Below are 26,456 nucleotides of genomic sequence, written 5' to 3' on the forward strand. Positions count from 1 at the left end.
CGCGTTATCGTGAACAGCGTCCACGTGGTCGGCGGGATTCGTCGGCGGCCACGTACTCATCAGAGATCAGGAGTGCTCACCAGTCATGAACAGCTGAGGTTGGTTTCACGCAGCCGCGTCGACCCGACGCCGCATGCACCCACCGACCTCTCGGAGTTGCTCATGGCATCACCCTCGTCAATCGATCTCACCCCCTCCATCACGCTGTCCGACGTGTCGTACGCCTGGCCCGACGGCACACCGGTGTTCGACGATCTCTCGTTCTCCGTTCCACGTGCGGCGTACTCGCTTGTCGGCGCCAACGGCGCGGGCAAGACGACACTTCTGCGGCTGATCGCAGGCGAACTCGTCCCCACCTCCGGAACCATCACCACCGGCGACGTCGCGCTCGTTCCCCAGCACGCCTTTGCCGACGCCACCGAAACCGTCGCCTCGGCGCTGGGCATCGAAGCGATTCGGTCTGCCATCGCGGCCATCGAGGCGGGATCGGTAGATGAAGCGCACTTCGAGACAGTCGGCGACGACTGGGACATCGAGGCTCGCGCGGTGTCGGAACTGGCGGCGCTGGGATTGCCGACGGACCTCGACCGGACGGTCGGGACGCTGTCCGGCGGAGAGGCCACGCTGCTGGCCATCGTGTCGCGAGTGATTCACCGACCCGCAGTCCTTCTGCTCGACGAACCCACGAACAACCTCGACACCGTCTCACGCACAAGGCTTTGCGATCTGATCGAACACTTCCCGGGAACCGTATTGCTCGTCTCCCACGACCTCGAGTTGCTCGAGCGCGTCGACTCCACGCTCGAGCTCTATCACGGACAGGTGCGCGTGTTCGGCGGCCCGTACTCGCACTACCGCGAAACGATCGATGCGGAGCAGACGACCGCCGAGGCGGCAGTTGCCAACGCGGCCAACGATCTTCGTCGGCAACGCAAGGAGATGACGCAGGCGCAGATCACGCTGGATCGTCGCGCACGCACCGCGGCGAAGGCCGAACGCGAGAAGCGCGTGCCGAAGATCATCTCGCACCTGCGTCGCGACGCCGCCGAGAAGTCTGCCGGCCGATTTCATAATGAGCATCGAGACGACGTCGCCGCCGCGTCGGGACGTCTCGATGCCGCACGCGACGAGGTCCGCGCCGACAGAACGACGCGCATCACGATGCCCTCGGTCACGCTTCCCAGATCCGCGCAGGTGATCGTCGACGACCGGCTGCGCGTGGACGGACCCGAACGGGTCGCGCTCACCGGACCCAATGGGGCCGGGAAGTCGACCCTGATCGGCGATGTGATCGCGTCCAGCGGCGTGGTGGTCCCGTTCGCGCTGGTACCTCAGAAGATCGTGTTCGACGATCCGGAGCAGACCGTCGTCGACCATGTGTCCGGACAACATCCGGACATTGACGCTCAGCAGGTTCGCGCCCACCTCGCGCGGTTTCTTTTCCGCGGATCGCGTGCTGACCGGCAACTGGGCGATCTGTCGGGTGGTGAACGCCTGCGGGTCGCGCTGGCGACTGCGTTGCTCGTCACGCCTTCGCCCACACTGCTGATCCTGGACGAACCGACCAACAACCTGGACATCGACACGACGGAGGAGTTGGCGTCTGCACTTGCGGAGTGGACGGGTGCGCTACTGCTGGTCTCGCACGACACCGGGTTCCGTGAACGCGTGGGAGTTGACCGGGAGGTGACGTTGCGGTGACGAGTTGTGTGGGATCCTCAGAGGCATATATGTACCCGTGGATCCCACACAACTCGCCGTGGATACTGGCTCCCGATGAGCACCGATTCGCGCACACCTCTGGTACTCGTGCACGGCCTACGCGTGAGCGGCCAGACGTTTCGACGCGTGGCCGCCGCGGTCCCCGACCGGGAAGTGGTCTGCCCGGACATGCCGGGCCACGGCTCGCGTGCCGACGAAACCTTCACCATGCACGAAGCCGTCAGCGCGGTGACGGACGCGATCGACTCCGTCGGCGGCACCGCGATCGTCGTCGGTATGTCGATGGGCGGCTACGTCGCGATGGCAACGGCTGCGGCACAGCCCGATCGGGTCGCAGGACTCGGAGTTCTGTGTGCCACCGCGCAGCCGAGTCGGCTTCTCGCAGCACCCTTCCGACTCTTCGGGGCCGCGACCAGCATCCTGCCCGCCGAAGCAGCCCAGATCAGCAGAGTGCTTACCCGTGTCGCCGTCGGTCGGGATGTATCAGACGACATGGAGGCCGGGGGCCTTGCACTGCACTCGATTCGCGACGTGGTCGGTGAGGTCCTCGACTTCGACGCACTCGCTGCTGTCGCGGTCTACCCGGGACCGTCACTGTTCGTGAACGGCGCGTGGGACCAGTTCCGGCTGCACGAGAGGCGATTCGTCGAGGCTGCGGAAGACGGCACGCTCATCGTCGTCCCACGAGCGATGCATCTGTTTCCGCTGATCCAGCCGGAGTTCACCGCGAGGCTGATCGACGAGTTCGCCGAGCGCGTGGACCCCACCGCATCTGCCGACATCCACCTTGGGCACCGAAGAGGGTAGCTGGTCACAGATCGGGTGGGAGTCGAGAACGCGCGCTCAGCAGCAGCGCCCCTGCGGGTTGCGATCCTGATCGGCGAAGCGTTGCCGCCAGTACTCGCGCTCGGTCAGTGGCGTCGCCGACCCGTGAATCGACGCGTGGTGTGCGAGGTAGCGTTCGTAGTCGCGGTCGCCCATCACGCTTCCGACGTACCACCGCACCGATCGCCAGCCGCGGGTGAGAACGTCGATCACGTCGACACCTTCTCGTGTCTGCTTCCCCGACCCGAATCACCGTGGGCCGCATAGTAGTCGTCCCATTCCCGCTGGACGGCCTTCTCCGCCCGCGTCGCGAACAACCCGCGCGGTCCGAAGATCCTCGACGGGACGGGCTTCTCCTCGGTGGTGGGTAGCCCGCCGGCGCGGAGCGCCTTCACCGCGATCCACACGCCTGCTGCGACCACGATCAGCACCAGCACGGCGAAGATGATCGACAGTGTCCCCTGGATGAAGGTGTTACGGATGACGGCGTCGATCTCCGACGCACTCTTGGCGGTCTTGAACGTGGTGAGTCCGTCGTTCTTCGCGTTCACGAACGCGCGGTGCTGCGCCCAGTAGCCGATTGCCGGGTTCGACGAGAAGATCTTCTGATACGACGCCGTCATGGTGACGATGAGGTCCCATGCCAGTGGGATGCCCGGTATCCACGCCCACTTCCATTGGCCTCGTTTGATCAAGACCACCGTCACGACCGTGAGGGCGATGGCGGCGAGCAACTGATTGGCGATACCGAACAACGGGAACAACGTGTTGATACCGCCGAGCGGGTCGGTCACGCCCATCAGCAGGATGGACCCCCAAGCGGCACACACGATCACGGTGCACAGCCACGCCCCCGGCCGCCACGACGGATCCTTGAACCGACGAGCGCCGGGCAGGTTGCCGATGCCGTCGGACAGCATGAAGCGTGCGACTCGGGTACCGGCGTCGACCGTCGTCAGGATGAACAGCGCCTCGAACATGATCGCGAAGTGATACCAGAAGGCGCGCAACGCATCCCCGCCGAACCCCCGCTGCAGCGTCTCCGACATGCCCATCGCGAGTGTGGGCGCACCACCGGCCTTGGAGACGATCGACTTCTCCTCGACACCGGCCGCGGCGTCGGCGAAGTACTGTGCGTCGACCGGCTTTCCACTCAGACCGAGGCTGTTCACGTAGTCGGCGGCGCCCTGGTCGGTGCCCTGGGTCAGCGCCTTGGGTGCATTCATGCCGAAGTAGAGGTGTTGATCGAGAATGCACGCGGTGATGAGCGCCATGATGGCGACGAACGACTCCGTGAGCATGCCGCCGTAGCCGATGATCCGCGCCTGCCCCTCCTTGGCCAACAGCTTGGGTGTCGTACCCGACGCGATGAGCGCATGGAAACCCGAGAGGGCGCCACAGGCGATCGTGATGAACAGGAACGGGAACAACGCACCCGCGAATGCCGGACCGTTGCCGTTCCAGGCGAAATCACTCACCGCTGGTGCCTTCATGACCGGTCGGACAACCAGGATGCCGATGGCCAACAGGGCGATGGTGCCGACCTTCATGAACGTCGACAGGTAGTCGCGGGGTGCGAGCAGCAACCACACGGGCAACACCGCGGCGGCAATGCCGTAGATGATGATCGCCCAACTCAGCACAACCGGCGACAGACTGAACCAGTCCTGACCCCAGGACGTTTCCGCGACGTAGCGTCCGGCGACGATCGCCAACAAGAGCAGGACGACGCCGATCACGGAGACCTCGCTGATCCTGCCAGGCCGCAGATACCGCAGGTAGACGCCCATGAACAGTGCGATCGGGATCGTCATGGCTATCGAGAAGACGCCCCACGGACTCTCGGCCAACGCGTTGACGACGACGAGTGCGAGCACCGCGATCAGGATCACCATGATGACGAGCACCGCGACGATGGCGGCGGTCCCCCCGACCGTCCCGAGTTCGTCACGGGCCATCTGGCCGAGGCTGCGTCCTCTGCGGCGCGTGGAGATGGCCAGCACCAGGTAGTCCTGCACGCAGCCGGCGACCACGGCGCCGATGATGATCCAGATCGTCCCCGGCAGGTAACCCATCTGCGCGGCGAGCACCGGCCCGACGAGTGGGCCGGCGCCTGCGATCGCAGCGAAGTGATGGCCGAACAGGACGCGGCGGTCGGTCGGCATGTAGTCGCGGGCGTTGTCGTACTCCTCGGCGGGCGTCGCGACGTCGTCGCGTGGTCTCACCACCTTCATCTCGATCAGCCGCGCGTAGAAGCGATATGCCACGACATACGTACACAGCGCAGCGATGACGAACCAGACCGCGTTGACCGATTCACCCCGGACGACGGCGATGATCACCCACGCGACGGCACCCAGCAACCCGATCACCGCGAAGAGGACCTTCTTCGCGGGGGTCATCGGGCTTCGGTCGATCACCGCGACCGGGGGCAGGTCGCGGTCCGTCTGGACGAACTCGACGTCGGGGAACTCGTCACGCGTCGTCGTCGACGGTTCTGATGTGGTTGTCATCGCACACCACCCTTCCCGGAGAGTAAGGATATGCCGCGGCTCACTCTACTCACGGCAGTGTGTTTCACACTGCATACGAAAAATGTGCGTCCGGCAATCCAGAGTTCATCGATCGGGTCGCGACTCTGGTCACCGCGGCGATCCGACGCCGACAACACCCTCGAACGACGGCGCCCTCGAACGACGACGTCCGCACTCCTATTCGAGTTGCTCGGCGACCTCGAGCCACTCCATCTCGGCGGTCTCCTTCTCATCGACGACGCCGCGCAGTTCGGCACCCAACGTCACGAGTCGATCGGGATCTGTTGCCGCGTCGGCCAATTCGACGTGCAGTTGCTCTTCCCTGGCCGTCAGTTGCGCGATGCGGCGCTCGAGCCGGTTCATCGTCTTGCGCGCCTCGCGGTGTTCGGCGGCACTGATCGTCGGCGGCGTCGGGTCATCGGCACCGGTCGCTCCGCCCGCTCCGGAGAGCACTGCGGATCGGTTGTCTCCGGTACTGGATGCGGCGATCTCCTTGCGCCGCTGCAGGTATTGCTCGATGCCGCCCGGGAGGTTGGTCAGCTTTCCGTCGCCGAAGAGCGCCCAGGTGCTGTCGGCGATGCGCTCGATGAGGTAGCGGTCGTGACTGATCACGACGAGGGTGCCCGCCCAACTGTCGAGGAGATCTTCGAGTTGTTGGAGCGTATCGATGTCGAGATCGTTGGTCGGCTCGTCGAGCAGGAGCACATTGGGTTCCGCCATGAGGATTCGGGTGAGCTGCAGGCGTCGACGCTCTCCACCGGAGAGATCGCCGACCGGCGTGCGTTGGCGTGCGGGCGCGAATCCCAGCCGCTCGGCGAGCTGTGCCGCCGAGATCTCCTTGTCGCCCAGCATGATTCGTGTGGCAACAGACTCGACGGCGTCGATGACGCGCTGGTCCGGGTCGAGGTCGTCAAGTTCCTGCTTCAGCCACCCGAGGCTCACGGTGAGACCTTCGACGCGACGACCCGGCGCGACGTCGACCTCGCCGGCCAATGCGCGCAGCAGCGTCGTCTTGCCCGACCCGTTGACTCCGACGAGTCCGACGCGTTCGCCCGGCGCCAGGCGCCAGGTCAGATCGTCGAGCAGCACTCTGCCGGGTTCGCCGTGCTCGCCAGCGGGTGTCTCGATGTGGGCGTCCTCGAGTTCGATCACCACGCGCCCGAGTCGACGCCGCGCAAACGCCGACAGCGCCACCGAATCGCGGGGCGGCGGGACGTCGGCGATCAGCTTCTCTGCCGCTTCGACACGGTAGCGCGGTTTGGAGGTACGTGCCTGTGGGCCGCGTCGCAGCCACGCGAGCTCTTTGCGTGCGAGGTTCTGCCGACGTTCCTCCGCGGCATCGGCCTGCCGAGCCCGCTCCGCCCGCGCGAAGATCCAGTCGTTGTAGCCGCCCTCGTACTCGTCGACCTGCCCGTCGTGAACCTCCCACGTGCGGGTTGCCACGGTATCGAGGAACCAGCGGTCGTGGGTGACCACCACGAGGGCACCACGCCGCGAGACGAGGTGTTCTGCGAGCCACTGCACCCCCTCGACGTCGAGGTGGTTGGTGGGCTCGTCGAGGATCAGCACATCGGAATCGGTGACGAGTGCCGCCGCAAGCGCAACACGACGCCGCTGCCCACCGGAGAGCTCGTCGACGCGGGCGTGCAACAACCCGTCGATACCGATCCCGGCGAGGATGGAGCGCACACGTGCGTCGCCCGCCCACTCGTGGACCTCGGTGTCATCGCCGACCACAACGTCGGAAACGGTTGCACCCGCGGGCAATTCGCCGCGTTGCGTGACCACCGCGACGTGCGTCCCACCCGTGCGCGACACACGGCCGCTGTCGGGTTCGGTGACGCCGCCGAGGATCTCGAGGAGGGTGGTCTTACCGCCGCCGTTGAGTCCGACGACGCCGATCCGCTGTCCTTCGTGCACACCGAGGCTCACCTCGTCGAGCAACGGCTTGATCCCGTAGCTCTTGCTGATGCGGTCCGCGTTGATCAGCGCGGAGGTCGAGGCAGGTGGCACCGGTCGAGGCTACCAATGCCTGACGGCACGGACGGGAGGCGGAGTCAGCAGCCCCCCGTTCGCACCAACAATGTCTGCACGTGGCGTGTGTACCCGCCCACGATTGCCGCGACGCATACGCGCACCCGTCCGGACGACGCGCGGTTTACAGAAAGCTCAGATCACGTATTTCGGTGGTGCTCGGATCTGTACTGAGAAATATCCGACTTCTCCTCGGGAGGAATCAGCGGCTGAGCGTTGACAATTGTCTCGTCGCCCGGCTCGTTGTCTTTGCTCTCGACGTACTCGATTCGGAAGCAGACCACACTGATGACCAGTGCGACCACCATCGCGGCGCCAAATGCCCAGGCCACGCCACCGCCGTCGGTGGCCAACAGCGTGACAAATGCACCAAGGAGCACGGCCGTCGCCAGCAGAAGAACATAGCCGATCATCGAAAAAGGAACTCGACGCAAGGCTTCTCGCATAATGGACCACCATTTCTATGCCTACCGCGTTCTTTGCCTACCGCGATCGTACTCCGACGAGTCCGGCAAATAAGTGATGTACGCACATCCGGCCGCGCGATCCACGTATTCAGCGACCAGTGTCGACATCCTGCGTGACGATCACCCCGTGTGATACACATGTATCACACGGGGTGATACATGTGTATCACGACCACTCCCTCGTCGAACGCATCCGTCGCGGAAGGAGCTCCCATGGTGCGCGTGCGCGCAGCGCCCCTTGTCGTCGCATCGACGGCCCAACTGATGCTGGTGCTCGACGTCTCGGTGGTGAATGTCGCCATGCCGGCTCTGCAGTCGGAACTCCACATGTCCGGTGCAGACGTCCAGTGGGTGGCGACCGCCTATGCGCTCGTTTTCGCAGGAGGCCTCCTCGTCGGTGGCCGCCTGGCCGATGTGCGCGGCATGCGGGCGACCCTGTGCGGCGGCCTCGCCGTCTTCGTCGTCGCCAGCGCCATCGCGGGTCTTGCGGGAAGCGGTGCTGTCCTCGTCGCCGCACGCGCCATCCAGGGAGTCGGAGCGGCCGTGGCGTCGCCTGCCACTCTCACCGTGCTCACCCGCACGTATGCGGAAGGCCCAGAGCGAACCACTGCGATCGCGGTATGGACTGCCGTGAGCCTGGTGGGTGGTGCGGCAGGAAACATCATCGGCGGCGCACTCACCGATCTTCTCTCCTGGCGTGCGATCTTCCTGGTCAACGTGCCCATCGGCATTCTCGTCATCGCTGTTGCCCGTCACGTCCTCGACGACGCGACGCACGCGCGAACCCGGATCGACGTCGTCGGTGCCGTCCTGATCACGATCACGCTGTGTGCGTGCACACTGGCCGTGGCGCAGGCAGATGCGGGTTCGGTCGTTGTTGCCTCGGGTGCAGCCGCACTCGCACTCGTCGCCGCGGGTTCGGCCGCAGCGCAGCAGCGCCACAGCTCGGCACCACTGATACCGAAATCGCTGTGGCGCAACAGAACCGTGGTGTTCGCCAATTTCCTCACCCTTGTCACCGGTATGTGCTTTCAGGCTCCGATCTGGTTGTTCCTGACCTATGTGATGCAGACATCGATGGGCATGTCGGCCCTTGCGGCCGGCATCGGCTTCGTCCCGATGGCGGCGACGATGATGGTCGTGGGAACGATGTGCGCTCCACGTGCCATGGAACGCGTCAGCGCATCGTCACTCGTGGCTCTCGGCGCACTGGTGGCTGCAGCCGGATTCTGTTGGCTGGCAGCAGTATCCGGGAGCGGCGGCTACCTCACCGCAGCGCTGGGACCGTCGCTGGTGATCGGCGTGGGTGCGGGAGTGGTGAACACGCCCCTCACCACACTGACGACGCAGGGTGTGGCCCCTGACGATTCCGGCGCGGCATCGGGGATGATGAACACGGCCAAACAGTTCGGCGGGGCGCTCGGACTGGCGGCACTGACGCCGCTGACCGCCGGGTACAGCGATTTCACCGTCGGTTTCACGACGATGGCCGCCGCGATGGTGGTCGTTGCCGCAACGTCAGTGCTGTACACGATCAACGGGACATCACAGTAGGACCACGGAGGGCGCAGCGATGCCGGTCACAGTCGATCACGAGGAGCGACGTACACAGATCATCGACGGTGTCCTTCGCCTCGCTGCGCGCGAAGGACTGCGCGGGGTCAGCATGCGCGCCGCCGCAGCCTCGGCAGGAGTCTCACTTCGGTTGGTGCAGTACTACTTCGGGACGAAGAACGATCTGCTCGCAGCAACGTTGACAGAACTGACCCGACGCAGCGACTCCCGCTGGCGGCGCCGCATCGAGGAATTGGGGGCCGACGCGACGCCGCGCGAGATGATCGAGGCCTACATCGATGAAGCACTGCCGACGGACGAGGAGAGCCGCCGCTTCCACCTCGTCTACCGCGACTACCTGACCCTGACGCTGACCGGTGACTCCGTCGAGCGTGCACCGTTCGTTGCCGGGCCCCGCGACTCACATCGACGGTTGACCGGGCTACTCGACGATGCCAGAGCAGCGGGAGAGCTCAACAGCGACCGCGATCCCGCGACCGAGGCGTGGCATGTCATCGCACTCGAGCACGGTCTCAGCACCGCGTTGCTGCTCGGACTGCACACTGCCGAATCAGCGAAATCAGTTGTCGACGACCACCTCGACCGCCTGTTCACTCACCCTGACAGGCCAGCTCCTCATGCGGTTGGCTAGTCGCGCTCCCATCGCCCGCTAGTCACGCGAGAACGCCTGTGCAACGGTGCGCAACTCGTCGTCGAGGGATTGTGTGACGACGCTCGTGTGATCGGCACGCGTATGCGTGACGAACGAGACGTCGGCTCCCGCTGCGCGCAGCCGATGCACCAAGGCCATCGAAAGCGCGTACGGGACAACGGGATCGAGGAGTCCATGGTCAATCCGAATGGGCACCTTCCAGCCGTCTGTCGGTACCGACATGTAATCGCTGAGAGCGTCGGTGAAGGTCTTGTCGGTGAAGGCGCGTGCCACCAGCGACCCCGGCGACACCGCCCGCATCGCTTCGGAGAAATCACCCGAGCATTTCTCGTGCGCGAGCTCGAGGTACTTCTCCCCCTCGGTCGTCAGATGGTCGCGAACGTGCAGATCGGGGCGCGCATGATCGAGACCCGCGAGAATGAACAGCAGCAGTCCGCCGACGACATTTCCCTTTCCCAAGCTCGGAACACGCGGCGTGAAGGCGCCGAACACCGACTCGATACCCGATGCGGGCGCTGCCGCGATCACCTCGTGCAGACGCAGTTCCGGGGCATAGCTGCGCGCCATGTGCCCGGCGAACAGGGCCGCGTGCCCGCCCTGCGAGTGACCCATCGACACCCAGTCGTTGCTCAACCGGGATTCCTCCCAGCGCGCCGCCCGAATCATGTCGAGAACCGAATGCGCGGCCGCGCGTCCACCGAGGTACTCGGTCTGCTCGGCCGTGCCGAGGCCCGCGTAGTCGGTTGCCGTGACCGCGTAACCCGCTTTCAGTGCTGCGGTGACCGCGGCGTCGACTCCTGAACCCGTCTTGGTCCTGCTGGGAGCGCAGTCATCGCCGATGCCGGTGGTGCCGTGCGCCCAGGAGACGATCTTCCATCCACCGGGCGGCGGGGTGCCCTGCGGAATCCAGTAGATCCCCGACGACGGCGCGATGTGGCCTGCCTGGTCGCGCGTCACGTATTCGACACGCTCGGCGGCAGCAGCTCCTGGCGGTAGTTGTGCCGCCGGAACGCGTTCGCGTGTGATGATCGTGCCGCCGGCGAGATGCTGGTCGGCGCTGGCCGTCGGGGTGAAAGCCACGCTGACGGAAGCAGTGATGGCCGCAGCGAGAACTGCGCAAACCACACGCACCCGACCCGCGCCACTCACCCCTCTGCGCACCCGCACAGGGTAGCGGCGCCCGCGCGCACGCCGCGAGTTCTCACTCATCGATCACCCGTGCACCCGGCACCGGACCACTCGCGGTGCGCACCGCGCGCGCCACCCCAGCCCCCGACAGTTCGGCGGCGACGTTGACCGCCGACACCTCGTCGGCGCACAGAAAGGCGCAGGTGGGTCCAGAACCGGACACGATTCCGGCAAGCGCCCCCGCGTCGACTCCCGCGCGCAGCGTTCGACGCAACGTCGGCTGCAGGCTGAGCGCGGCGCGCTGCAGGTCGTTGTGCAGGTGCGCCGCCACGGCCGCGGAATCGCCGGACGCGAGCGCCGAGATCAGGGCGTCGGGATGTGCGGTGTCGGGGTCGACGTCGCCGGTCGCCACCTCGCGTGAACTACTCTCCCGCAGCCTGTCCAACTCACGGTAGACCGCAGGCGTCGACAATCCGTCCCGCGCGAGCGCCAGCACCCAGTGCAGTTCTCCGCGGGCGAGGACGGGCACCAGTTGCTCGCCGCGCCCGGTGCCGAGTGCAGTACCGCCACGTAACGAGAACGGGACGTCGCTGCCGAGTTCCGCGGCGATCTCGACGAGCTCTGCGCGCTCGATGTCGAGCTTCCAGAGATCTGCCAGGGCGACGAGAGTGCCCGCGGCGTCGGCGCTCCCACCCGCCATTCCACCGGCGACCGGAATGCGTTTGACGATGTCGATCGAGACGGCAGGCTCCCTACCGACGTAGGCCCCGAGTGCGAGTGCCGCGCGTGCTGCGAGGTTGGAGTTGTCGACGGGGACGTCGGCCACCTCACGAGAACCGACACCCTTGCCGTTGTCCCTGGTCACCGACACACTCAGCGCTGTCGCCGGCGCGACGGAGACGTCGTCGTAGATCGAGAGCGCCTGGAAGACCGTGACGAGGTCGTGGTAGCCGTCGTCGCGCAGCGGTCCGACGCCGAGGTGCAGGTTGACCTTGGCGGGCACCCGCACGCGGACGGCGTCGGACACGACCGACAACGACGTAGGAGACACAATGTTCCAGCGTAATGGACTGCGGTCCGCTGTCAGGGGCGCCACTGCCGCTCGACGAGCGCTGCGACGTCGTCGACGACGAGCGCCGCCCCGGCGTCGAGGAGTTCTGCCGCCGCGATGCCGCCTGATTTCACCCCAACGCAGGGGCAGGGAAGCCGATTGGCCGCGGCGACGTCCCACACACTGTCACCGACCAATACCGCGTGCGAGCCGCCCGCGGCATCGAGAGCCGCATGCAGCAGATCGGAGGCGGGTTTGGACTGCTCGGCGTCGTCCGAGCTGGTCACCGCCGCGAAGTCGTCGCGGGTCATGCCGATCAATTCCAGAGCGGCATCGGTGAATTCGCGTGCGCCCGAGGACGCGAGTGCCACCGTGTAGCCCGCGTCGGTCAGCCCCGCGACCAGTTCACGCACCCTCGGAAACGGTTGCACCTTGTCGAGTACCTCGCGATATCGATCGGCCCACTCGTCGCGCAGTTCGTCGCCCGACTCGTCCTCGACCTTCTGCCCGCACAGCTCTCCGACGAGCAGGTCGCCACCCATGCCGACGGCACGGTGGATCTGCCACCACGGAGGCGTCAGGTCGCGCGCTGCGAACGCACGCTGCCACGCGTAAGCGTGCCAGTACGTCGAATCGATGAGCGTACCGTCGACATCGAGGAGCACGGTGTCCACGGCATCTGAGCTGACATCTTTCGTCATCGAATCTCCTCACGGTCCAGCAAGCGGCCCCCTCTCCCACCCTGTCAGAATCTCGACGATCGCGACCGATGGAGTTCACGAGATGGCAATTCGATTCGGCTACACCCTGATGACCGAGCAGGCCGGGCCCCAACAACTCGTCCGGGATGCGGTGAGCGCCGAAGCCGCGGGCTTCGACTTCGAGGTGTCCAGCGACCACTACTCCCCCTGGCTGTCGGCGCAGGGCCACGCTCCGTACGCGTGGACTGTGCTGGGCGCGATCGCGCACGCCACGGAGCGCGTCGGGCTGATGACCTATGTGACCTGTCCGACGATGCGCTACCACCCGGCCGTCGTTGCGCAGAAGGCAGCGACGCTGCAACTGCTCGCGGAGGGGCGATTCACTCTCGGGCTCGGCAGCGGTGAGAACCTCAACGAGCACGTTGTCGGCGAGGGCTGGCCGTCGGTCGGTGATCGGCAAGAGATGCTCGTCGAGGGCATCGAGATCATTGGCGCCCTGCTCGACGGCGGGCTGCTCGACTATCGCGGCGAGTTCTTTCAGGTCGACTCCGCGAAGCTGTGGGACGTCCCAGACGAGGGCGTGCCGATCGGGGTCGCCGTCGCGGGCGAACGCGGTATCGGGCAGATCGCGCCAATCGCCGACCACCTCATCGCCGTGCAACCGGAGGAGTCGCTGATCTCCCTGTGGAACGACGTCGACGACGCGCCGACGATCGGTGCGGACGCGCGAGCCATCGGGCAGATCCCGATCTGTTGGGACCCCGATCCCGAGGTCGCGAAAAAGCGTGCGCACGAACAGTTCCGGTGGTTCGGTGGTGGCTGGGACGTCAATGCCGACCTGCGCACCACCGCCGGGTTCGCCGCTGCGACACAGTACGTCACCCCCGACGACGTCGCGGCATCGATCCCGTGCGGACCCGACCTCGACGCGATCGTCGAAGCGGTGAGCGCGTACTGGAAAGCGGGCTTCACCGACGTCGCGCTGATCCAGATCGGTGCCGACTCACAGCAGGCGTTCTTCGACGAGGCCGCCGAGCCACTGCTGGCGAAGCTGCGGTCAGCGGCGGGGTAAGCGCACACTCGACAGTCTCGAGCGCCCACTCGACGGTCTGCAGCGCACGGTCGACAGCTCAGGCAGGATCGACGGCCGCGAGACGCACGAAATCGCCGACGTCGAGTTTCTCGCCGCGGACCTGCGGGTCGATAACCGCGGCACGGAGCCGACGTTCGGCTTCCACCGGTGAGCCGGCCCAGGTGGCCAGTGCCGACCTCATCGTCTTGCGACGCTGCGCGAAGGCGGCGTCAATGACGGCGAAAACGTCTGCGCGGGTGGTCGGTTCGCCGACATACGGGTCCGTTCTGGTGACACGGACCAAGCCCGACTCGACCTTCGGCTCCGGCCAGAACACGTTGCGTCCCACCGCACCGGCGCGCGCGACGTCGCCGTAATAACGTGCCTTGACGCTCGGCACCCCGTAGACGCGGGAGCCGGGCCCGGCGGCCAGTCGATCGGCCACTTCGGCCTGCACCATCACGAGAGCCGTTGCGATCGTGGGCAACTCGGCCATGAGATGCAGCAGCACCGGCACCGCGACGTTGTACGGAAGATTCGCGACGAGCGCGGTCGGAGTCACCGGTAGGTCGTCGGCGCGCACGGACATCGCGTCGGCGGTGACCACGTCGAGTGCCGCGGCGCGCTGCGGTGCGAACTCCTCGACGGTCTGCGGCAGGCGGTGCGCGAGTTTCGGATCGATCTCCACGGCGACAACCCGGCCCGCGCGACCCAGTAGTGCGAGCGTCAGTGAGCCCAAGCCGGGGCCGACCTCGAGGACCGTGTCCTCTGGTCCCACCCCTGATGCCGCCACGATGCGTCGAACAGTGTTCGCGTCGTGGACGAAGTTCTGGCCGAGGGTCTTGGTCGGTCGAACGTCGAGCTCCGCGGCGAGGCGTCGGATCTGAGCCGGGCCGAGCAGCCGCGGAGCGGTCGGGTCCGCGTCAGCCGCGGCGTCGTCTGTCAGCGCAGGCCCAGACTCGACGAGCAGGCCGGCCACGCGCCCCACCCCTGGGCTGCGAGGGTCTTCTGCGCGATCGCGATCTGCTCCTCACGGGTGGCGAGGTCGGGGCGCGGAGCGTACTCCTGGCCACCCCAGCGATCCCAGGTGTTCTGGTCGAACTGGATGCCGCCGTAGAAGCCGTTACCGTTGTTGATCGCCCAGTTGCCGGTCGATTCGCACTGCGCGAGCCGATCCCACACCGAACCGTCCGGCACGTCGGGAGCGCCTTCCTTGGTGCCGACCTTGACAGTCGCGGCGACAGGAGCAGCGATCTGGTCGGCGGAGACCTTGTCGCGCTTGACGACCTTGCCGTTGACGATGGTCACGTTGTAGGTGACGTTGGCGCGTCCCGGCTTGCCCGGGTTGACGACAACCTTCTTGTTGCGAACGAGAGTCGGGTCGTCCTGCTTGTTCTCCGGCGGCGCGACGTCTTCGAGGACGGTGTCCTGCTCGGTACGGATGCGGGTCACGTCGATCACCATGTCCGGGGTGACCTTGGTATCGGCGGCGGGCGTGACCTTGTCCTGGTCCGACAACGGCTTGCCGGTTGCGGTGAGCGCCTCGGCAACGGTGGATGCGGGGACAGTGGTCTTGAATCGGACGCCACCGTCGACGACCGTCACCGGCTTCGGGAGGGTGACGTCGACCACGGCACCGCTGACGGGGATGGCCCCGTCAGCAGAGAAGTTGGTCTGGTCGTCGCCGTGAGCGAGGCCCTTCTCGGCGAGCAATTCGTCGACCTTCACCGCGGTCGTCTTGACCTGTTCCTTGCGTCCCTCGACGTCGAGGACGACGGTCTTGAGGCGCTTCATGGTGATGGTCGCGCCGTCGCCGAAGCCAGCATCGGGCCCGGGGCTGACCTGGTCGCCGTCGGACGGGGTGTAGCCCTGTGAACGCAGAACCGAATCGACCGACATGGCCATGGTCGAGACCTTCATCGTGTGACCGTCGACGTCGAGTGTCACGTTTTTGTGCATCGCGACGCCCGCGACACCACCGGCGGCGAGGGTCGCGAGCACCGCGCCGGTGGCAACCCGCGCGCGCATCGATTCTGAGTTATGAATTCTCGCAAGTACAGACAAGGTCCAAGCATCCTGATCGGCAACAACGTCAACCCGCCGGGCGTCGTGGTAGCGGCTCGGTGAGCCGCAGTGGCCCCCGAGATCACACTCGAGGAAGACCGATCATCCGATCAATCGACGCCCACCATCACGCGGGATCACAATACGATAACGAGACGGGGCGATTACCGCAAAGGTAGCTGGTAGGCGCGTCGCGCATTGTCGCCGAGCATCCTGGCCAATGATTCGGCGTCGACACCACGCGTGGATGCCAACGACCTCGCGGTGTACGGCAGACAGTACGACTGATTGGGTTGTCCCCGATACGGATCCGGTGTCAGGAACGGCGCATCGGTTTCGACGAGCAACAACTCGTCGGGAACCACACTCGCCGCTTCCCGCAGTGCGGCGGCGTTGGCGAAGCTCACAGTGCCCGCAAAGCTGAGGTAGAAGCCGCGCTCGACGCATTCGCGTGCAACGTTTTGGTCACCGGAGAAGCAATGCATGATCACGGTGTCGGGGGCGCCCTCATCAGCGAGGATGTCCAGTACGTCGCGGTCGGCCTCGCGGTTGTGGATCATCAAGGGCTTGCCGATGCTCTTCGCGAGCCGGATGTGCCAGCGGAAGGCTTCGTGCTGGATCTCGGGCTTCGCGCAGTCGTCGGACCGGGCGGGCCAATAGTAATCGAGGCCGGTCTCGCCGACGGCCACCACCCTCGGGTCCTGCGCCATCTGCTCCAGCTCTCGAGAGGACGCATCGTCGAGGTCATCAGCGTGCATGGGGTGCAGCGCCACCGCCGCGTAGACCCTGTCATCCCAAACGGCTGCCGACACGGCCCACCGGGCGTCGACCATGTCGTCGGCGACTGTGACCACCGCCTCAACCCCCACGCTCTCGGCGTGGTCGACGATCGCGCGGACCGTCTCGGGTGAGCGCCCACCGCACGCTGCGAGATGCGTGTGCGCGTCGATCAGGCCGTACAGCGGGGCCGGGTCCGGCGGCGGCTCGCGGCGTCGACGCTTCTTCGCGGCCTTCGCGCTCTCGGTGCGCTGCGCGGTATCGGTGCCCTGAGTGTTGTCGGTGCCCTGAGTGGTGTCGGTGCCCTGAGTGGTGTCGGGGGTCGGTGGTTCAGCAGGCCTCGACCCGTCCGGATGGGCCGGGCCATGTGCATCCTCCGTCATGGACTCGACTCTAAGAGGTGGCGGTTCGTGCGCCGACAGCGCCGTGCAGCGCTCCCGTGCGCCGGTTCGCAGTGCCGTCGGCGGATTTCGCTGCGCTGCCGACGCTCAGAGGTCGACGGCCCCGCTGATGACAGTCGTGGAGTGGCCGCCGACCCAGATGTGCTCGCCGTCGTCGTCGACGTATACGCGCCCGGCACGTTGGAGGGCCGTGCCCTGCGAGGCCACGTAGCTCGCGCCGACCCGGCCGCCTGCCCGAAGCCAGACGGCGATACCGGCGTTGAGGCTGCCGGTGACCGGGTCTTCCCCGACGCCCGCTCCGCCCGCGAAACCGCGGACCTCGAACTCGATCTGCGGATCGTCCGGGTGAGGCGACTCGTACCGTCCGAGCAGCCCGATGTCGTAGGCGCTGACGACGGCGAGGTCGGGCTCCACCGAGAGCACGCGTTGCGCCGAGTCGAGTTCGAGGACGAACCACGGAGGGCCGTTGTCGATCCACTCCGCGGCGCGGACATGCTCGCGCGAGAGTCCGAGCGCAGGGAGGACCTCAGCGACGAGAGCGTCGTCGACCGGACCCGATCGGCGCAGCGGGGGCGCGGCGAAGGCGAGCCGTTCACCATCGCGACGAATCGTGACCAACCCGACCCCGCACTCCTGCACGATGTCGGCCCCGCGCGGCGACCCACCCGCAGCCAGCCACGCATGGGCCGATCCGAGCGTGGGGTGGCCTGCGAAGGGAAGTTCGCCACCGGGTGTGAAGATACGCAATCGGTAGTCGGCGGCGGGGTCACTCGACGTCTGGATGAACGTGGTCTCGGAGAGGTTGGTCCAGCGCGCGAATGCGGCCATCGCCTCCTCAGACACCCCATCCCCATCGATGACGACGGCAACGGGGTTGCCACGCAACGGTTTCGAACTGAACACGTCGACCTGGGCGAAACGTCGGGACTGGTGCGCTGATGACATGGACCCATGCTGGCCGTCACGAGCGGCGGTTGTCCAGCGATTTGCCGCGTGCGGGGCCACGGCCCGTCGAGCGCAGGCGCGACGCACCGCTGCGTCCGCGGCGCGACATGGGCTGTGCGCACATACCGCGCCATGGACTGTCCAGGCGGGTAGCGTGTCGGACGTGTTGGGTTTGCCAGAACAGATCTCGGTCGCCCTATTCGACCTCGACGGTGTTCTCACGAGTACCGCCGTCCTACATCGCGTTGCGTGGAAGGCCGCGTTCGACGACTTCCTCCGCGACCGCGACGGCGACGCATTCGTGCCGTTCACCGAACAGGACTACCTCGACTACGTCGACGGTCGTCCTCGCGAGGACGGTGTACGGGCCTTCTTGTCCTCGCGGGGCATCAACGATGTCGACGACGCGACGATCGCCAGGATCGGCTCGGAGAAGAACGCGATGTTCCTGAACACGCTTTCACGCGACGGCGTGAGCCCGTATCCCGGATCGGTGCGCTACCTTCAGGCCGCCAGGGATGCCGGACTGCGCGTCGCAGTGGTGACATCGTCGAAGAACGGAGAGGCCGTGCTCGACGCTGCCGGGCTGTCGACATTCGTGGAAGTGCGTGTGGACGGGCAGGAGACGGCCGCACGCGGACTGCGCGGAAAACCCGCGCCCGACTCGTTTCTCTTGGGGGCAGAATTGATGGGCGTCGAACCGACGGCGGCAGCCGTCTTCGAGGACGCGATCTCCGGTGTGCAGGCAGGCGTTGCCGGCCGTTTCGGCTACGTCGTCGGCATCGATCGGGTGGGCGGTAGTCAGGCGGAGGCCATGCGAACCGCAGGCGCCGACGTCGTCGTCAACGATCTCGACGAGTTGATCCCCGCATGAGCCGCACGACAGAACAGAGCACCGGTTTCGACATCGATCCGTGGCAGTTGCACTGGCGCGGTGTCGATCTCGACATGCTGGGCCGAAACGAAACGTTGTTCGCACTCTCGAATGGTCACATCGGCCTCCGCGGAAGTTTCGAGGAGGGTGAGCCGGTCGATCACCCCGGCACCTACCTCAACGGGTTCTACGAGCTGCGCGATCTGCCGTACGCCGAAAGCGGTTACGGATACCCCGAATCGGGCCAGACCGTCGTGAACGTGACCGACGGCAAGATCATCCGACTCCTCGTCGAGGACGAGCCGATGGACCTTCGGTATGGCCGCATCGAAGAGCATTCGCAGACACTCGACTTCCGCACGGGAACGTTGCGCCGCAACACACTCTGGACCTCGCCCACCGGCCGCACCGTACGCATCAAGTCCGAGCGGCTGGTGTCGTTCACCAAGCGCACCATCGCGGCGATCCACTACGAGGTGGAGCCCGTCGGCGAGGACATGAAGATCGTCCTGCAGTCCGACCTGCTCGCCAACGAGCCGGTGCCCGTGCCCGGCAACGATCCCCGACTCGCGGCGGCGCTGGAGTCACCGTTGGTGTCCGACCTCGCGACCTGCCGCAACTATTGGGGCATCCTGGTGCACCACACCAAACAGTCCGGGCTGCACATGGCGGCCGGCATGGACCACCAGATCGACTTCCCCGGCGCCGCAGACAGTTTCATCCGCGCCGACGAAGACCTCGCGCGATTGACCATCGCAGCGAACGTCCCGCAGGGCACGTCGCTGAAGATGACCAAATACATCGGATACGGCTGGTCGGCGCGACGATCTGTCCCCGCGCTCCGCGCACAGGTCGACGCCGCACTCGCCATGGCGATGGAAACTGGCTGGGAATCGCTGAAAGCCATGCAGATCGCCTACATGGACGACTTCTGGCGCGACGCCGACATCGAGCTCGACGGCGATCCCGAGGTGCAGCAGGCGGTGCGCTTCGCGCTCTTCCACGTGCTTCAGGCGGGTGCGCGCGGGCAGTCCCGAGCCATCCCGGCCAAGGGACTCACCGGGCCCGGTTACGACGGCCACACCTTCTGGGACACCGAGAGTTTCATCCTGCCCATGCTCACCTACACCGTCCCCGCCGCGGCCGGTGAAGAGTTGCGGTGGCGTCATTCGACGATGGACAAGGCAAAGGCGCGTGCCGCCGAGCTCGGTCAGCGCGGCGCTATGTTCCCGTGGCGCTCCATCAACGGCGACGAGTGTTCGGGCTACTGGCCGGCGGGAACCGCGGGCGTGCACGTCAGCGCCGACATCGCGAACGCGACCGCGCGCTACATGCGCGCCACCGAGGATGAACAGTTCGAAACCGAGTGCGGCGTCGAACTTCTCGTCGAGATCGCTCGTCTGTTCGCCGGACTCGGACACCACGACGTCAACGGACGATTCCGACTCGACGGCGTCACCGGCCCGGACGAGTACACCGCGGTCGTCAACAACAACGTGTTCACCAACCTCGCTGCGCAACTCGCACTCCGCGACGGCGTCGCCTGGGTACATCGCCGACCCGACCTCGCGCAGAAGTACGGCGTGACGAATGCCGAAGCGGCACACTGGGAATCGTGCGCCGATGACATGACCATCCCGTTCGACGACGCGCTGGGCGTGCACCAGCAGTGCGAGGCGTTCACCTTGCTCGGTGCATGGGACTTCGCGGCGTCGGTCGGCAAGTACCCACTGCTGCTGAACTACCCGTACTACGACCTGTACCGCAAGCAGGTGGTCAAGCAGGCCGACCTCGTGTTCGCGATGTACATGTTCGGTCGCGCATTCACAGAAGAGCAGAAGCTGCGCAACTTCGACTACTACTACCCGCTCACCGTCCGCGACTCGTCGTTGTCGGCGTGTTGTGAAGCCGTGACCGCCGCCGAGGTCGGATACCTCGGTCTGAGCTACGACCTGCTCGCCGAATCGGTGTTCACCGACCTGCATGATCTCCACAGCAACGTCAGCAGCGGTCTGCACATCGCTGCGCTCGCGGGTGCGTGGATGGACTGCGTCGCAGGGTTCGGCGGCATGCGCGACTTCGGTGGGCACATCACCTTCGCCCCACGGCTCCCACCGCGCCTGACGTACATGTCTTTCCGTATGACGGTGCGGGATTCGAAGATCGTCGTCGCCGTCGACAAGAAGTCGGCAACGTATCGACTGCTATCGGGACCGAAGATCGACCTCGCGCATCACGGCGAGAAGTTCACTCTCACCGACGAGCATCCGGTCACCCTGGACATCGACGAGATCGAGCACCGCGAACCGCCGAAGGCACCGGTGGGATGCGAGCCCTACCACCGGGACTGACACTCGTCAGTGCGTGGGTTTGGCCTCCGGGTCGGCGGCGATGTTGCGCGCGACCCGTTCGCGGAGACTGCGCAGCACGTCCTTCGACGCCTCCGCCCACGGCATCAGGATCGGGAAGACGTGGAACATCCCCCGCCCCTCGATCCCGTACACCGGAACGCCGTTGGCCTCGAGTTTCTCGACGAACTCGCGGATGCCGTCGCGGAACATCTCGTCCTCGCCCCAGCACACGAACGTCGGCGGGAACCAGTCCGGGCTCGGGTTCGCGTAGACGATCGAGACCCTCACGTCGTTGGGCTGCACACCGTGCAGGTACGGCGTGACCGGGATGCTCCACGGGAGGATGTCGTACTTGGCGTTCTCGGTGACCGACGCGTTGTCGAGGTCGAGATCGATCTCGGGTGAGAACAATGCCAGCGCCGCCGGCCGCGGCATGTCCTTGTTGTGCAGATAGCTGATCAACGACGTCGCGAGTCCACCGCCTCCCGAATCGCCGGCGACCATCAGATGTTCGGCCGGGATGCCTCTGTCGAGCAACCCCTGGTACACGTCCGCGGCGTCGAGAACCCCTGCGGGGAATGGGAATTCGGGAGCCATCCGGTAGTCGGCGATGAAGATCTCGAAACCGGTGATGCGGACGAGAGCAGCGGCGAACGCGGAGTACATGATGGGCGACGTACCGATGTAGCCGCCGCCGTGCAGATAGAGGATCGTGGCGCCGATCGCTTCCTTGCGCTCGTCGTCGTCGACGTAGGCGTCCGAACTCGCCTTGGCGCGACACCAGATCCCCGGTACGCCGTTGATGGTGTCCTCGGTGATCTCGACCTTGCCCGCGAGTTCGATGACCGGCGGCAGGATGGTGTTGCAGATGTCGTCGAGCGCCTTCTCCATGGAACGGAACTCCTCGATCGGCAGCCCCATCGAGTAGCCCATGAAGGCTCGAATCGTGTTCCGTGTGACCGACTGGCCGATGTTGTCGAGAAGCCCCGACGGCCCCTTCCACGGCTTGGAGAACGGCACCCGTGCCAGGCCGTTGAGCAGACTCTCCCCGAGGCCCACCATCGTCAGCGCCGCGATCGGCTTGGACGCGGTCTCCACCTCGGGTCTATCTGCCATCACCATAGGAGTCAGGGTACGTGGGCGCTCGCGCTCGAGGCGACCAAGTATCCTGGCAGACACTATGCCCACTGACCTGACCAGCACCGACGCGCGCACATCACACGGCGCAGGACATCCGTACTACATCACGACGGCCATCGCGTACCCCAACGGAGCACCGCATATCGGGCATGCGTACGAGTACATCTCGGCAGATGCGCTCGCCCGGTTCAAACGTCTCGACGGATTCGACGTCCGGTTCCTCACCGGAACCGACGTGCACGGGCAGAAGATGCAGCAGACCGCGGAGAAGGAGGGCATTCCGACCGCGGAGCTCGCCGCTCGCAACTCCGACCGCTTCCAGCAGCTCCAGGACCGTCTCGGGTCGAGCTACGAGCGCTTCATCCGGACCTCCGACGACGACCACAAGCGTGCCTCGGAGGTCATCTGGCAGCGGATGGCCGATGCGGGCGACATCTATCTCGACACCTACTCCGGCTGGTACGACGTCCGCGACGAGACGTTCTACGCCGAGCCCGACACCGTCGTTGACGAGTCAGGCCAACGCGTGGCCTCCGACAACGGGCACGTGCTGACCTGGACCGAGGAGCAGACCTACTTCTTCCGCCTGTCGAAGTATCAGGACAAACTCCTCGACCTCTACGACTCGCACCCCGAGTTCATCGGCCCGGAGGTCAGACGCAACGAGGTGATCAGCTTCGTCAAGGGCGGGCTCACCGATCTGTCGGTCTCGCGGACCACCTTCGACTGGGGCGTTCCGGTGCCCGGACACCCAGACCACGTCATGTACGTGTGGGTCGACGCCCTCACCAACTACCTGACCGGAGTCGGCTTCCCCGACGATGCCGCCACCTTCGACAGGTACTGGCCCGCCGACCTGCACGTGATCGGCAAGGACATCATCCGCTTCCACTGCGTCTACTGGCCTGCCTTCCTGATGAGCGCCGGAATCGAACTGCCCAAGCGAGTCTTCGCCCATGGCTTCCTGTTCAACAAGGGCGAGAAGATGAGCAAGTCGATCGGCAACGTCGTCGATCCGGAGAACCTCATCGACGAGTTCGGGCTCGACCAGCTCCGCTACTTCCTACTACGTGAAGTGCCCTACGGACAGGACGGTTCGTACTCCGCCGAGAGCATGACCGCACGCGTCAACGCCGACCTCGCCAACGAGTTCGGCAATCTCGCGCAGCGCACGCTCTCGATGATTGGCAAGTATTTCGACGGCGCGGTTCCGACCCCTGCCGCCTACACCGATGCCGACTCCGAGATCCTCGACGCCACAAGGGAACTGCTGCCGCGGGTACGCAACCATTTCGACGTGCAGGCGATCCATCTGGGTCTCGAGGCGCTGTGGTCGGTGCTGGCACAGACCAACAGGTACATCTCGGCGCAGGAACCATGGAAGGTCGCCAAGAGTGACCTCGAGCGCACCGGCACCGTGCTCTACGTGTGCGCCGAGGTGGTTCGCGTCGTCGCCCTGCTGGCGCAACCGGTGATGCCGACGTCGTGCAACGCATTGCTCGATCTGCTTGCAGTCGGCGCCGACCGCGATTTCACCGCAGTGGCCGATCGTCTCGTACCCGGAACCGAACTACCCAAGCCCACAGTGGTTTTCCCGCGTCGCGACGCGTGAGCAGGCCTGCGGTGACGCGTTGACCCCGACCGCGACGGACCTACTGCGCTCGTTGCAGGCCGCGGCCGTGCGTCGCGGTTCACCGCCGCCTGCGGCCCTGGTGGGCGACTGGTGGGATGCCGACGCGGTCATCGCGCCATCGATCGAGGTACGCGCGGGTCTCCCACCGCCCGATCATCCAGACCGATTCTGGTTGGGGTACTTGGGATTTCCGGTGCGCGGCGTCGAATCGCCGTTGCCGACGGTCGCGGGAGGCGAGACCGATCACCTCCTCGTGCTCGACGCCGGACGCTGGCGTCACGTCAGTGCTTCCGGCAGCCCCCTGCCCGCGTGGATGCGCGACGCGATGGCCGACGCCGCACGCGACGTCGGCAACTCGACGCAGTCGTGGTCGACGCGCTGGACCGCGCCGGACGCACGTCCGCACATCGCCGCGATCGAGCAGTGCCTCGCCGCGATCCGAGCGGGAGAGATCTACCAGGCCTGCCTGTGCACCCGCTTCACCGGGACACTGACGGGTTCTGCATGCGGGTTCTTCGCCGACCTCGTCGAACGAACTCGACCAGCGAAATCCGCTCTTCTCCAGGGCCATTGGGGTACCGTCGCGAGCTTCTCGCCGGAGACCTTCCTGTCCCGACGCGGCGAACGCGTGTGGTCGGCACCCATCAAGGGCACGGTCGCGGCAGGCGAGGACCCGACTGTGCTCGCAGCGTCGTCGAAAGACATCGCCGAGAACATCATGATCGTCGACCTCGTTCGCAACGACCTGGGCCGGGTCGCGCGCACCGGTTCGGTGCGCGTCGAGAAACTCCTCGAGATCATCGGAGCGCCGGGGGTGTGGCACCTCGTGTCACGAGTAGCCGCACAGCTTCCGCCCACAGTGGGCAACCTGGCCCTGCTCGACGCGACGTTCCCACCGGCGTCGGTCACCGGAACGCCCAAACTGAGGGCTATGCAACTGCTCACGGAGTGGGAGCGGGACCCACGCGGCGTGTACTGCGGTGCCGTCGGCCTGGCGGGGCCCGAGGGATTACTCGACCTCAACGTCGCGATCCGGACCGTCGAGATCACACCCGACGGCTCGATGGCGTTGGGCGTGGGCGGGGGCATCACCGCGGATTCGGATCCCCGACGCGAATGGCAGGAATGCCTCGACAAAGCGGCCAGTGTGATCAACGCGCACCCGACGCTGCTCGGTTAATCTTATCGGTATGAATCGGGCCGTGAGCGTGGAGCAGGCAGCCGAGACGACGTCCGACCTCGCCAACATCCGCGCCTGCATCATCGGTGACACCACCGGTTCCGCTCACGCTTCACGCCACTATCCCGCGGACTACACCCCGCCGACACCCGTGCTCGAATCATGGCTGCGGGCGCAGCGGCGCGGCCATCGACGCGAGCACCACAACCCGACGTTGATCAGCGACGACGAACTCGCGCGCCGACGCGAACACAGTCCCCTGCGGCACGCGTCGAGGGCAGCGCAGGCCATCGTCGACGCGAGCGCCGACGACGCAGACCTCGTCTTCGGGATGTTCGACGCCGACGGGGTCATGCTCTGGGGGCAGGCCGATCCCCGACTCCGCGAACTCGCGAGCGTCCTGCACATCAGAGAAGGCGCGCGGTGGGATGAGGAGTCGGTCGCGACGAGCGTGGTGGGGCAGGTCCTCGCCGATCCCCGACCCCAGCGCGTCTACCCCGTCGAGCACTATGCGCACGCACTGAACGAGTGGTACTGCGCGGGCGCCCCTGTCCGCGACCGCGTCAGCGGCGAGATCGCCGGGGTGATCGCCTTCGCCGGACAGGCGAACGCCGTGCAGCCTGCGACGCTGATGCTCGCCGTGTCGGTCGCGGAACTGTGCGCCCATGAGGTCTCCGACGAACACCAGCGCAGACTGAGCACGTTGCGTGAGACGAGCGGAAAGTCGTTGTCCGACTTCAAGACCGCACTCCTCGTCGACGAAGACGGGCTGGTCGCCGACAGCCGCGGCGTGATCGCACCTACTCGTATCGCCCCGCCTAGCGACGGCGAGATGCGGTTCGTGACCGGACTCGGCGTGTGCGTCGCCGAACGTGTGGTCGGCGGATGGGTGGTGCGGCCTGCGGGACCGTCGGGGCCGATTCTCATCGAACTCGACCTGCGCGGCGAGCCGTCGATCCATGTGACCGACGGACCCGACAACCTGACCATCGTCATCACCCGGCGCCACGCCCAGATCCTGCTGCTGCTGTCCGACGCCGGCCGCGCGGGTCTCACCTCTGCGCAGCTGAGCAAATTCCTGTTCGGCGACGCCACCCACGAGGTCTCGGTCCGCGCCGAGATGTCACGGCTGCGACGCGCCGTCGGCACCCTGGTGACCAGCCGGCCATACCGCCTGGCCGCCGAGGTGACACTCACCGTCATCCCCGACTGAGAGCCGCGCCGGGGGCGGTTTCGCCGCGCGGGGGCGGCGGGTTTCGCGGGGGCGGGTTCCGCGGCGCCGGAGGCGGGTTTCGCCGCGCCGGGGCGGGTTTCGCCGCGCCGGGGCGGG

At 66.2% G+C, this 26,456-nt stretch carries 22 protein-coding genes; 10 read left to right on the forward strand and 12 right to left on the reverse strand.

Going from position 1 to position 26,456, the window contains the following annotated elements:
• Nucleotides 1–162: 162 nt before the first annotated feature.
• Together GOACH_RS13885 and GOACH_RS13890 are read left to right on the forward strand one after the other, a co-directional pair.
• Entirely contained in the window at nt 163–1,701 is a 1,539-nt protein-coding gene (locus tag GOACH_RS13885) for an ABC-F family ATP-binding cassette domain-containing protein (protein ID WP_040518726.1), read from the forward strand.
• 75 nt (nt 1,702–1,776) lie between these two features.
• Nucleotides 1,777–2,529, forward strand: coding sequence for an alpha/beta fold hydrolase (locus GOACH_RS13890; protein WP_005175667.1), 753 nt, complete (start codon nt 1,777–1,779; stop codon nt 2,527–2,529).
• 36 nt (nt 2,530–2,565) lie between these two features.
• Here GOACH_RS13890 and GOACH_RS13895 read toward each other — a convergent pair whose 3' ends face one another.
• From GOACH_RS13895 to GOACH_RS13910, 4 genes are all read right to left on the reverse strand, one after another.
• Nucleotides 2,566–2,760, reverse strand: coding sequence for a YbdD/YjiX family protein (locus tag GOACH_RS13895; protein ID WP_005175668.1), 195 nt, complete (start codon nt 2,758–2,760; stop codon nt 2,566–2,568).
• Entirely contained in the window at nt 2,757–5,060 is a 2,304-nt protein-coding gene (locus GOACH_RS13900) for a carbon starvation CstA family protein (protein ID WP_005175669.1), read from the reverse strand. The genes GOACH_RS13895 and GOACH_RS13900 overlap by 4 nt, the downstream gene beginning before the upstream one ends.
• Nucleotides 5,061–5,258: 198 nt before the next feature.
• The gene (locus GOACH_RS13905) at nt 5,259–7,094 is read right to left on the reverse strand and encodes an ABC-F family ATP-binding cassette domain-containing protein (protein ID WP_005175671.1); all 1,836 of its coding nucleotides are present in this window, start codon (nt 7,092–7,094) and stop codon (nt 5,259–5,261) included.
• 161 nt (nt 7,095–7,255) lie between these two features.
• Complete coding sequence (locus tag GOACH_RS13910; RefSeq protein ID WP_005175677.1) at nt 7,256–7,561, reverse strand: hypothetical protein; 306 nt, start codon at nt 7,559–7,561, stop codon at nt 7,256–7,258.
• 234 nt (nt 7,562–7,795) lie between these two features.
• On the opposite strand from GOACH_RS13910, the gene GOACH_RS13915 reads away from it, so the two are divergent.
• Both GOACH_RS13915 and GOACH_RS13920 read left to right on the forward strand, forming a co-directional pair.
• On the forward strand, nt 7,796–9,136 hold the full coding sequence (locus tag GOACH_RS13915) for an MFS transporter (protein WP_005175679.1): 1,341 nt from the start codon (nt 7,796–7,798) through the stop codon (nt 9,134–9,136).
• Nucleotides 9,137–9,155: 19 nt separating this feature from the next.
• Complete coding sequence (locus GOACH_RS13920; protein ID WP_005175681.1) at nt 9,156–9,788, forward strand: TetR/AcrR family transcriptional regulator; 633 nt, start codon at nt 9,156–9,158, stop codon at nt 9,786–9,788.
• A gap of 18 nt (nt 9,789–9,806) precedes the next feature.
• Here the strand turns inward: GOACH_RS13920 and GOACH_RS13925 are convergent, their stop codons facing one another.
• The 3 genes from GOACH_RS13925 to GOACH_RS13935 are packed head-to-tail and all read right to left on the reverse strand — an operon-like array spanning nt 9,807 to nt 12,689.
• Nucleotides 9,807–11,018: a lipase family protein gene (locus GOACH_RS13925; RefSeq protein ID WP_005175683.1), complete on the reverse strand. Its 1,212-nt coding sequence runs from the start codon at nt 11,016–11,018 to the stop codon at nt 9,807–9,809.
• Nucleotides 11,011–11,988, reverse strand: coding sequence for a 4-(cytidine 5'-diphospho)-2-C-methyl-D-erythritol kinase (locus GOACH_RS13930; RefSeq protein ID WP_040518730.1), 978 nt, complete (start codon nt 11,986–11,988; stop codon nt 11,011–11,013). Before GOACH_RS13930 ends, GOACH_RS13925 begins: the two co-directional genes overlap by 8 nt.
• A gap of 32 nt (nt 11,989–12,020) precedes the next feature.
• On the reverse strand, nt 12,021–12,689 hold the full coding sequence (locus GOACH_RS13935; RefSeq protein WP_005175686.1) for an HAD family hydrolase: 669 nt from the start codon (nt 12,687–12,689) through the stop codon (nt 12,021–12,023).
• Nucleotides 12,690–12,771: 82 nt separating this feature from the next.
• Between GOACH_RS13935 and GOACH_RS13940 the strand changes: the two genes are divergently transcribed.
• Nucleotides 12,772–13,761 carry a TIGR03557 family F420-dependent LLM class oxidoreductase gene (locus GOACH_RS13940; protein WP_005175688.1) on the forward strand — a complete coding sequence of 330 codons (990 nt, stop codon included), beginning with the start codon at nt 12,772–12,774 and terminating at the stop codon, nt 13,759–13,761.
• Nucleotides 13,762–13,819: 58 nt separating this feature from the next.
• On the opposite strand, the gene rsmA is transcribed toward GOACH_RS13940, so the two are convergent.
• From rsmA to GOACH_RS13960, 4 genes are all read right to left on the reverse strand, one after another.
• Nucleotides 13,820–14,740, reverse strand: coding sequence for a 16S rRNA (adenine(1518)-N(6)/adenine(1519)-N(6))-dimethyltransferase RsmA (rsmA, locus tag GOACH_RS13945; RefSeq protein WP_005175690.1), 921 nt, complete (start codon nt 14,738–14,740; stop codon nt 13,820–13,822).
• Nucleotides 14,704–15,789, reverse strand: coding sequence for a resuscitation-promoting factor (locus GOACH_RS13950; RefSeq protein WP_005175691.1), 1,086 nt, complete (start codon nt 15,787–15,789; stop codon nt 14,704–14,706). The genes rsmA and GOACH_RS13950 overlap by 37 nt, the downstream gene beginning before the upstream one ends.
• A 200-nt stretch (nt 15,790–15,989) precedes the next feature.
• A complete protein-coding gene (locus GOACH_RS13955) occupies nt 15,990–16,985 on the reverse strand; it encodes a TatD family hydrolase (protein WP_005175692.1) in 996 nt (331 codons plus the stop codon).
• A gap of 105 nt (nt 16,986–17,090) precedes the next feature.
• A complete protein-coding gene (locus GOACH_RS13960; protein ID WP_005175693.1) occupies nt 17,091–17,948 on the reverse strand; it encodes a PhzF family phenazine biosynthesis protein in 858 nt (285 codons plus the stop codon).
• 163 nt (nt 17,949–18,111) lie between these two features.
• Here GOACH_RS13960 and GOACH_RS13965 point away from each other — a divergent pair, with 163 nt between their 5' ends.
• Both GOACH_RS13965 and GOACH_RS13970 read left to right on the forward strand, forming a co-directional pair.
• Nucleotides 18,112–18,822 carry an HAD family hydrolase gene (locus GOACH_RS13965; protein ID WP_040518732.1) on the forward strand — a complete coding sequence of 237 codons (711 nt, stop codon included), beginning with the start codon at nt 18,112–18,114 and terminating at the stop codon, nt 18,820–18,822.
• On the forward strand, nt 18,819–21,173 hold the full coding sequence (locus tag GOACH_RS13970) for a glycoside hydrolase family 65 protein (protein ID WP_005175695.1): 2,355 nt from the start codon (nt 18,819–18,821) through the stop codon (nt 21,171–21,173). The genes GOACH_RS13965 and GOACH_RS13970 overlap by 4 nt, the downstream gene beginning before the upstream one ends.
• A gap of 6 nt (nt 21,174–21,179) precedes the next feature.
• Here the strand turns inward: GOACH_RS13970 and GOACH_RS13975 are convergent, their stop codons facing one another.
• Entirely contained in the window at nt 21,180–22,295 is a 1,116-nt protein-coding gene (locus GOACH_RS13975; protein WP_040518714.1) for an alpha/beta hydrolase, read from the reverse strand.
• A gap of 58 nt (nt 22,296–22,353) precedes the next feature.
• Here GOACH_RS13975 and metG point away from each other — a divergent pair, with 58 nt between their 5' ends.
• From metG to GOACH_RS13990, 3 genes are read left to right on the forward strand one after another with little or no spacing between them, the layout of a single operon-like run.
• Nucleotides 22,354–23,925, forward strand: coding sequence for a methionine--tRNA ligase (gene metG / locus GOACH_RS13980; RefSeq protein WP_005175698.1), 1,572 nt, complete (start codon nt 22,354–22,356; stop codon nt 23,923–23,925).
• 19 nt (nt 23,926–23,944) lie between these two features.
• A complete protein-coding gene (locus GOACH_RS13985) occupies nt 23,945–25,126 on the forward strand; it encodes an aminodeoxychorismate synthase component I (RefSeq protein ID WP_040518715.1) in 1,182 nt (393 codons plus the stop codon).
• Between the two features lie 10 nt (nt 25,127–25,136).
• On the forward strand, nt 25,137–26,339 hold the full coding sequence (locus GOACH_RS13990; RefSeq protein ID WP_005175702.1) for a GAF domain-containing protein: 1,203 nt from the start codon (nt 25,137–25,139) through the stop codon (nt 26,337–26,339).
• Nucleotides 26,340–26,456 lie beyond the last annotated feature (117 nt).

It is taken from the genome of Gordonia aichiensis NBRC 108223, from assembly GCF_000332975.1.
Taxonomy (GTDB): Bacteria; Actinomycetota; Actinomycetes; order Mycobacteriales; family Mycobacteriaceae; genus Gordonia; species Gordonia aichiensis.

Excerpts from the sequence above, each read along its gene's own strand:
- GOACH_RS13885 (WP_040518726.1), top strand. The coding sequence starts at position 163 with ATGGCATCACCCTCGTCAATCGATCTCACCCCCTCCATCACGCTGTCC.
- GOACH_RS13890 (WP_005175667.1), top strand. The coding sequence starts at position 1,777 with ATGAGCACCGATTCGCGCACACCTCTGGTACTCGTGCACGGCCTACGC.
- GOACH_RS13900 (WP_005175669.1), bottom strand. The coding sequence starts at position 5,060 with ATGACAACCACATCAGAACCGTCGACGACGACGCGTGACGAGTTCCCC.
- GOACH_RS13910 (WP_005175677.1), bottom strand. The coding sequence starts at position 7,561 with ATGCGAGAAGCCTTGCGTCGAGTTCCTTTTTCGATGATCGGCTATGTT.
- GOACH_RS13915 (WP_005175679.1), top strand. The coding sequence starts at position 7,796 with ATGGTGCGCGTGCGCGCAGCGCCCCTTGTCGTCGCATCGACGGCCCAA.
- GOACH_RS13920 (WP_005175681.1), top strand. The coding sequence starts at position 9,156 with ATGCCGGTCACAGTCGATCACGAGGAGCGACGTACACAGATCATCGAC.
- GOACH_RS13925 (WP_005175683.1), bottom strand. The coding sequence starts at position 11,018 with ATGAGTGAGAACTCGCGGCGTGCGCGCGGGCGCCGCTACCCTGTGCGG.
- GOACH_RS13935 (WP_005175686.1), bottom strand. The coding sequence starts at position 12,689 with ATGACGAAAGATGTCAGCTCAGATGCCGTGGACACCGTGCTCCTCGAT.
- GOACH_RS13940 (WP_005175688.1), top strand. The coding sequence starts at position 12,772 with ATGGCAATTCGATTCGGCTACACCCTGATGACCGAGCAGGCCGGGCCC.
- GOACH_RS13950 (WP_005175691.1), bottom strand. The coding sequence starts at position 15,789 with ATGCGCGCGCGGGTTGCCACCGGCGCGGTGCTCGCGACCCTCGCCGCC.
- GOACH_RS13955 (WP_005175692.1), bottom strand. The coding sequence starts at position 16,985 with ATGACGGAGGATGCACATGGCCCGGCCCATCCGGACGGGTCGAGGCCT.
- GOACH_RS13960 (WP_005175693.1), bottom strand. The coding sequence starts at position 17,948 with ATGTCATCAGCGCACCAGTCCCGACGTTTCGCCCAGGTCGACGTGTTC.
- GOACH_RS13970 (WP_005175695.1), top strand. The coding sequence starts at position 18,819 with ATGAGCCGCACGACAGAACAGAGCACCGGTTTCGACATCGATCCGTGG.
- GOACH_RS13975 (WP_040518714.1), bottom strand. The coding sequence starts at position 22,295 with ATGGTGATGGCAGATAGACCCGAGGTGGAGACCGCGTCCAAGCCGATC.
- metG (WP_005175698.1), top strand. The coding sequence starts at position 22,354 with ATGCCCACTGACCTGACCAGCACCGACGCGCGCACATCACACGGCGCA.
- GOACH_RS13990 (WP_005175702.1), top strand. The coding sequence starts at position 25,137 with ATGAATCGGGCCGTGAGCGTGGAGCAGGCAGCCGAGACGACGTCCGAC.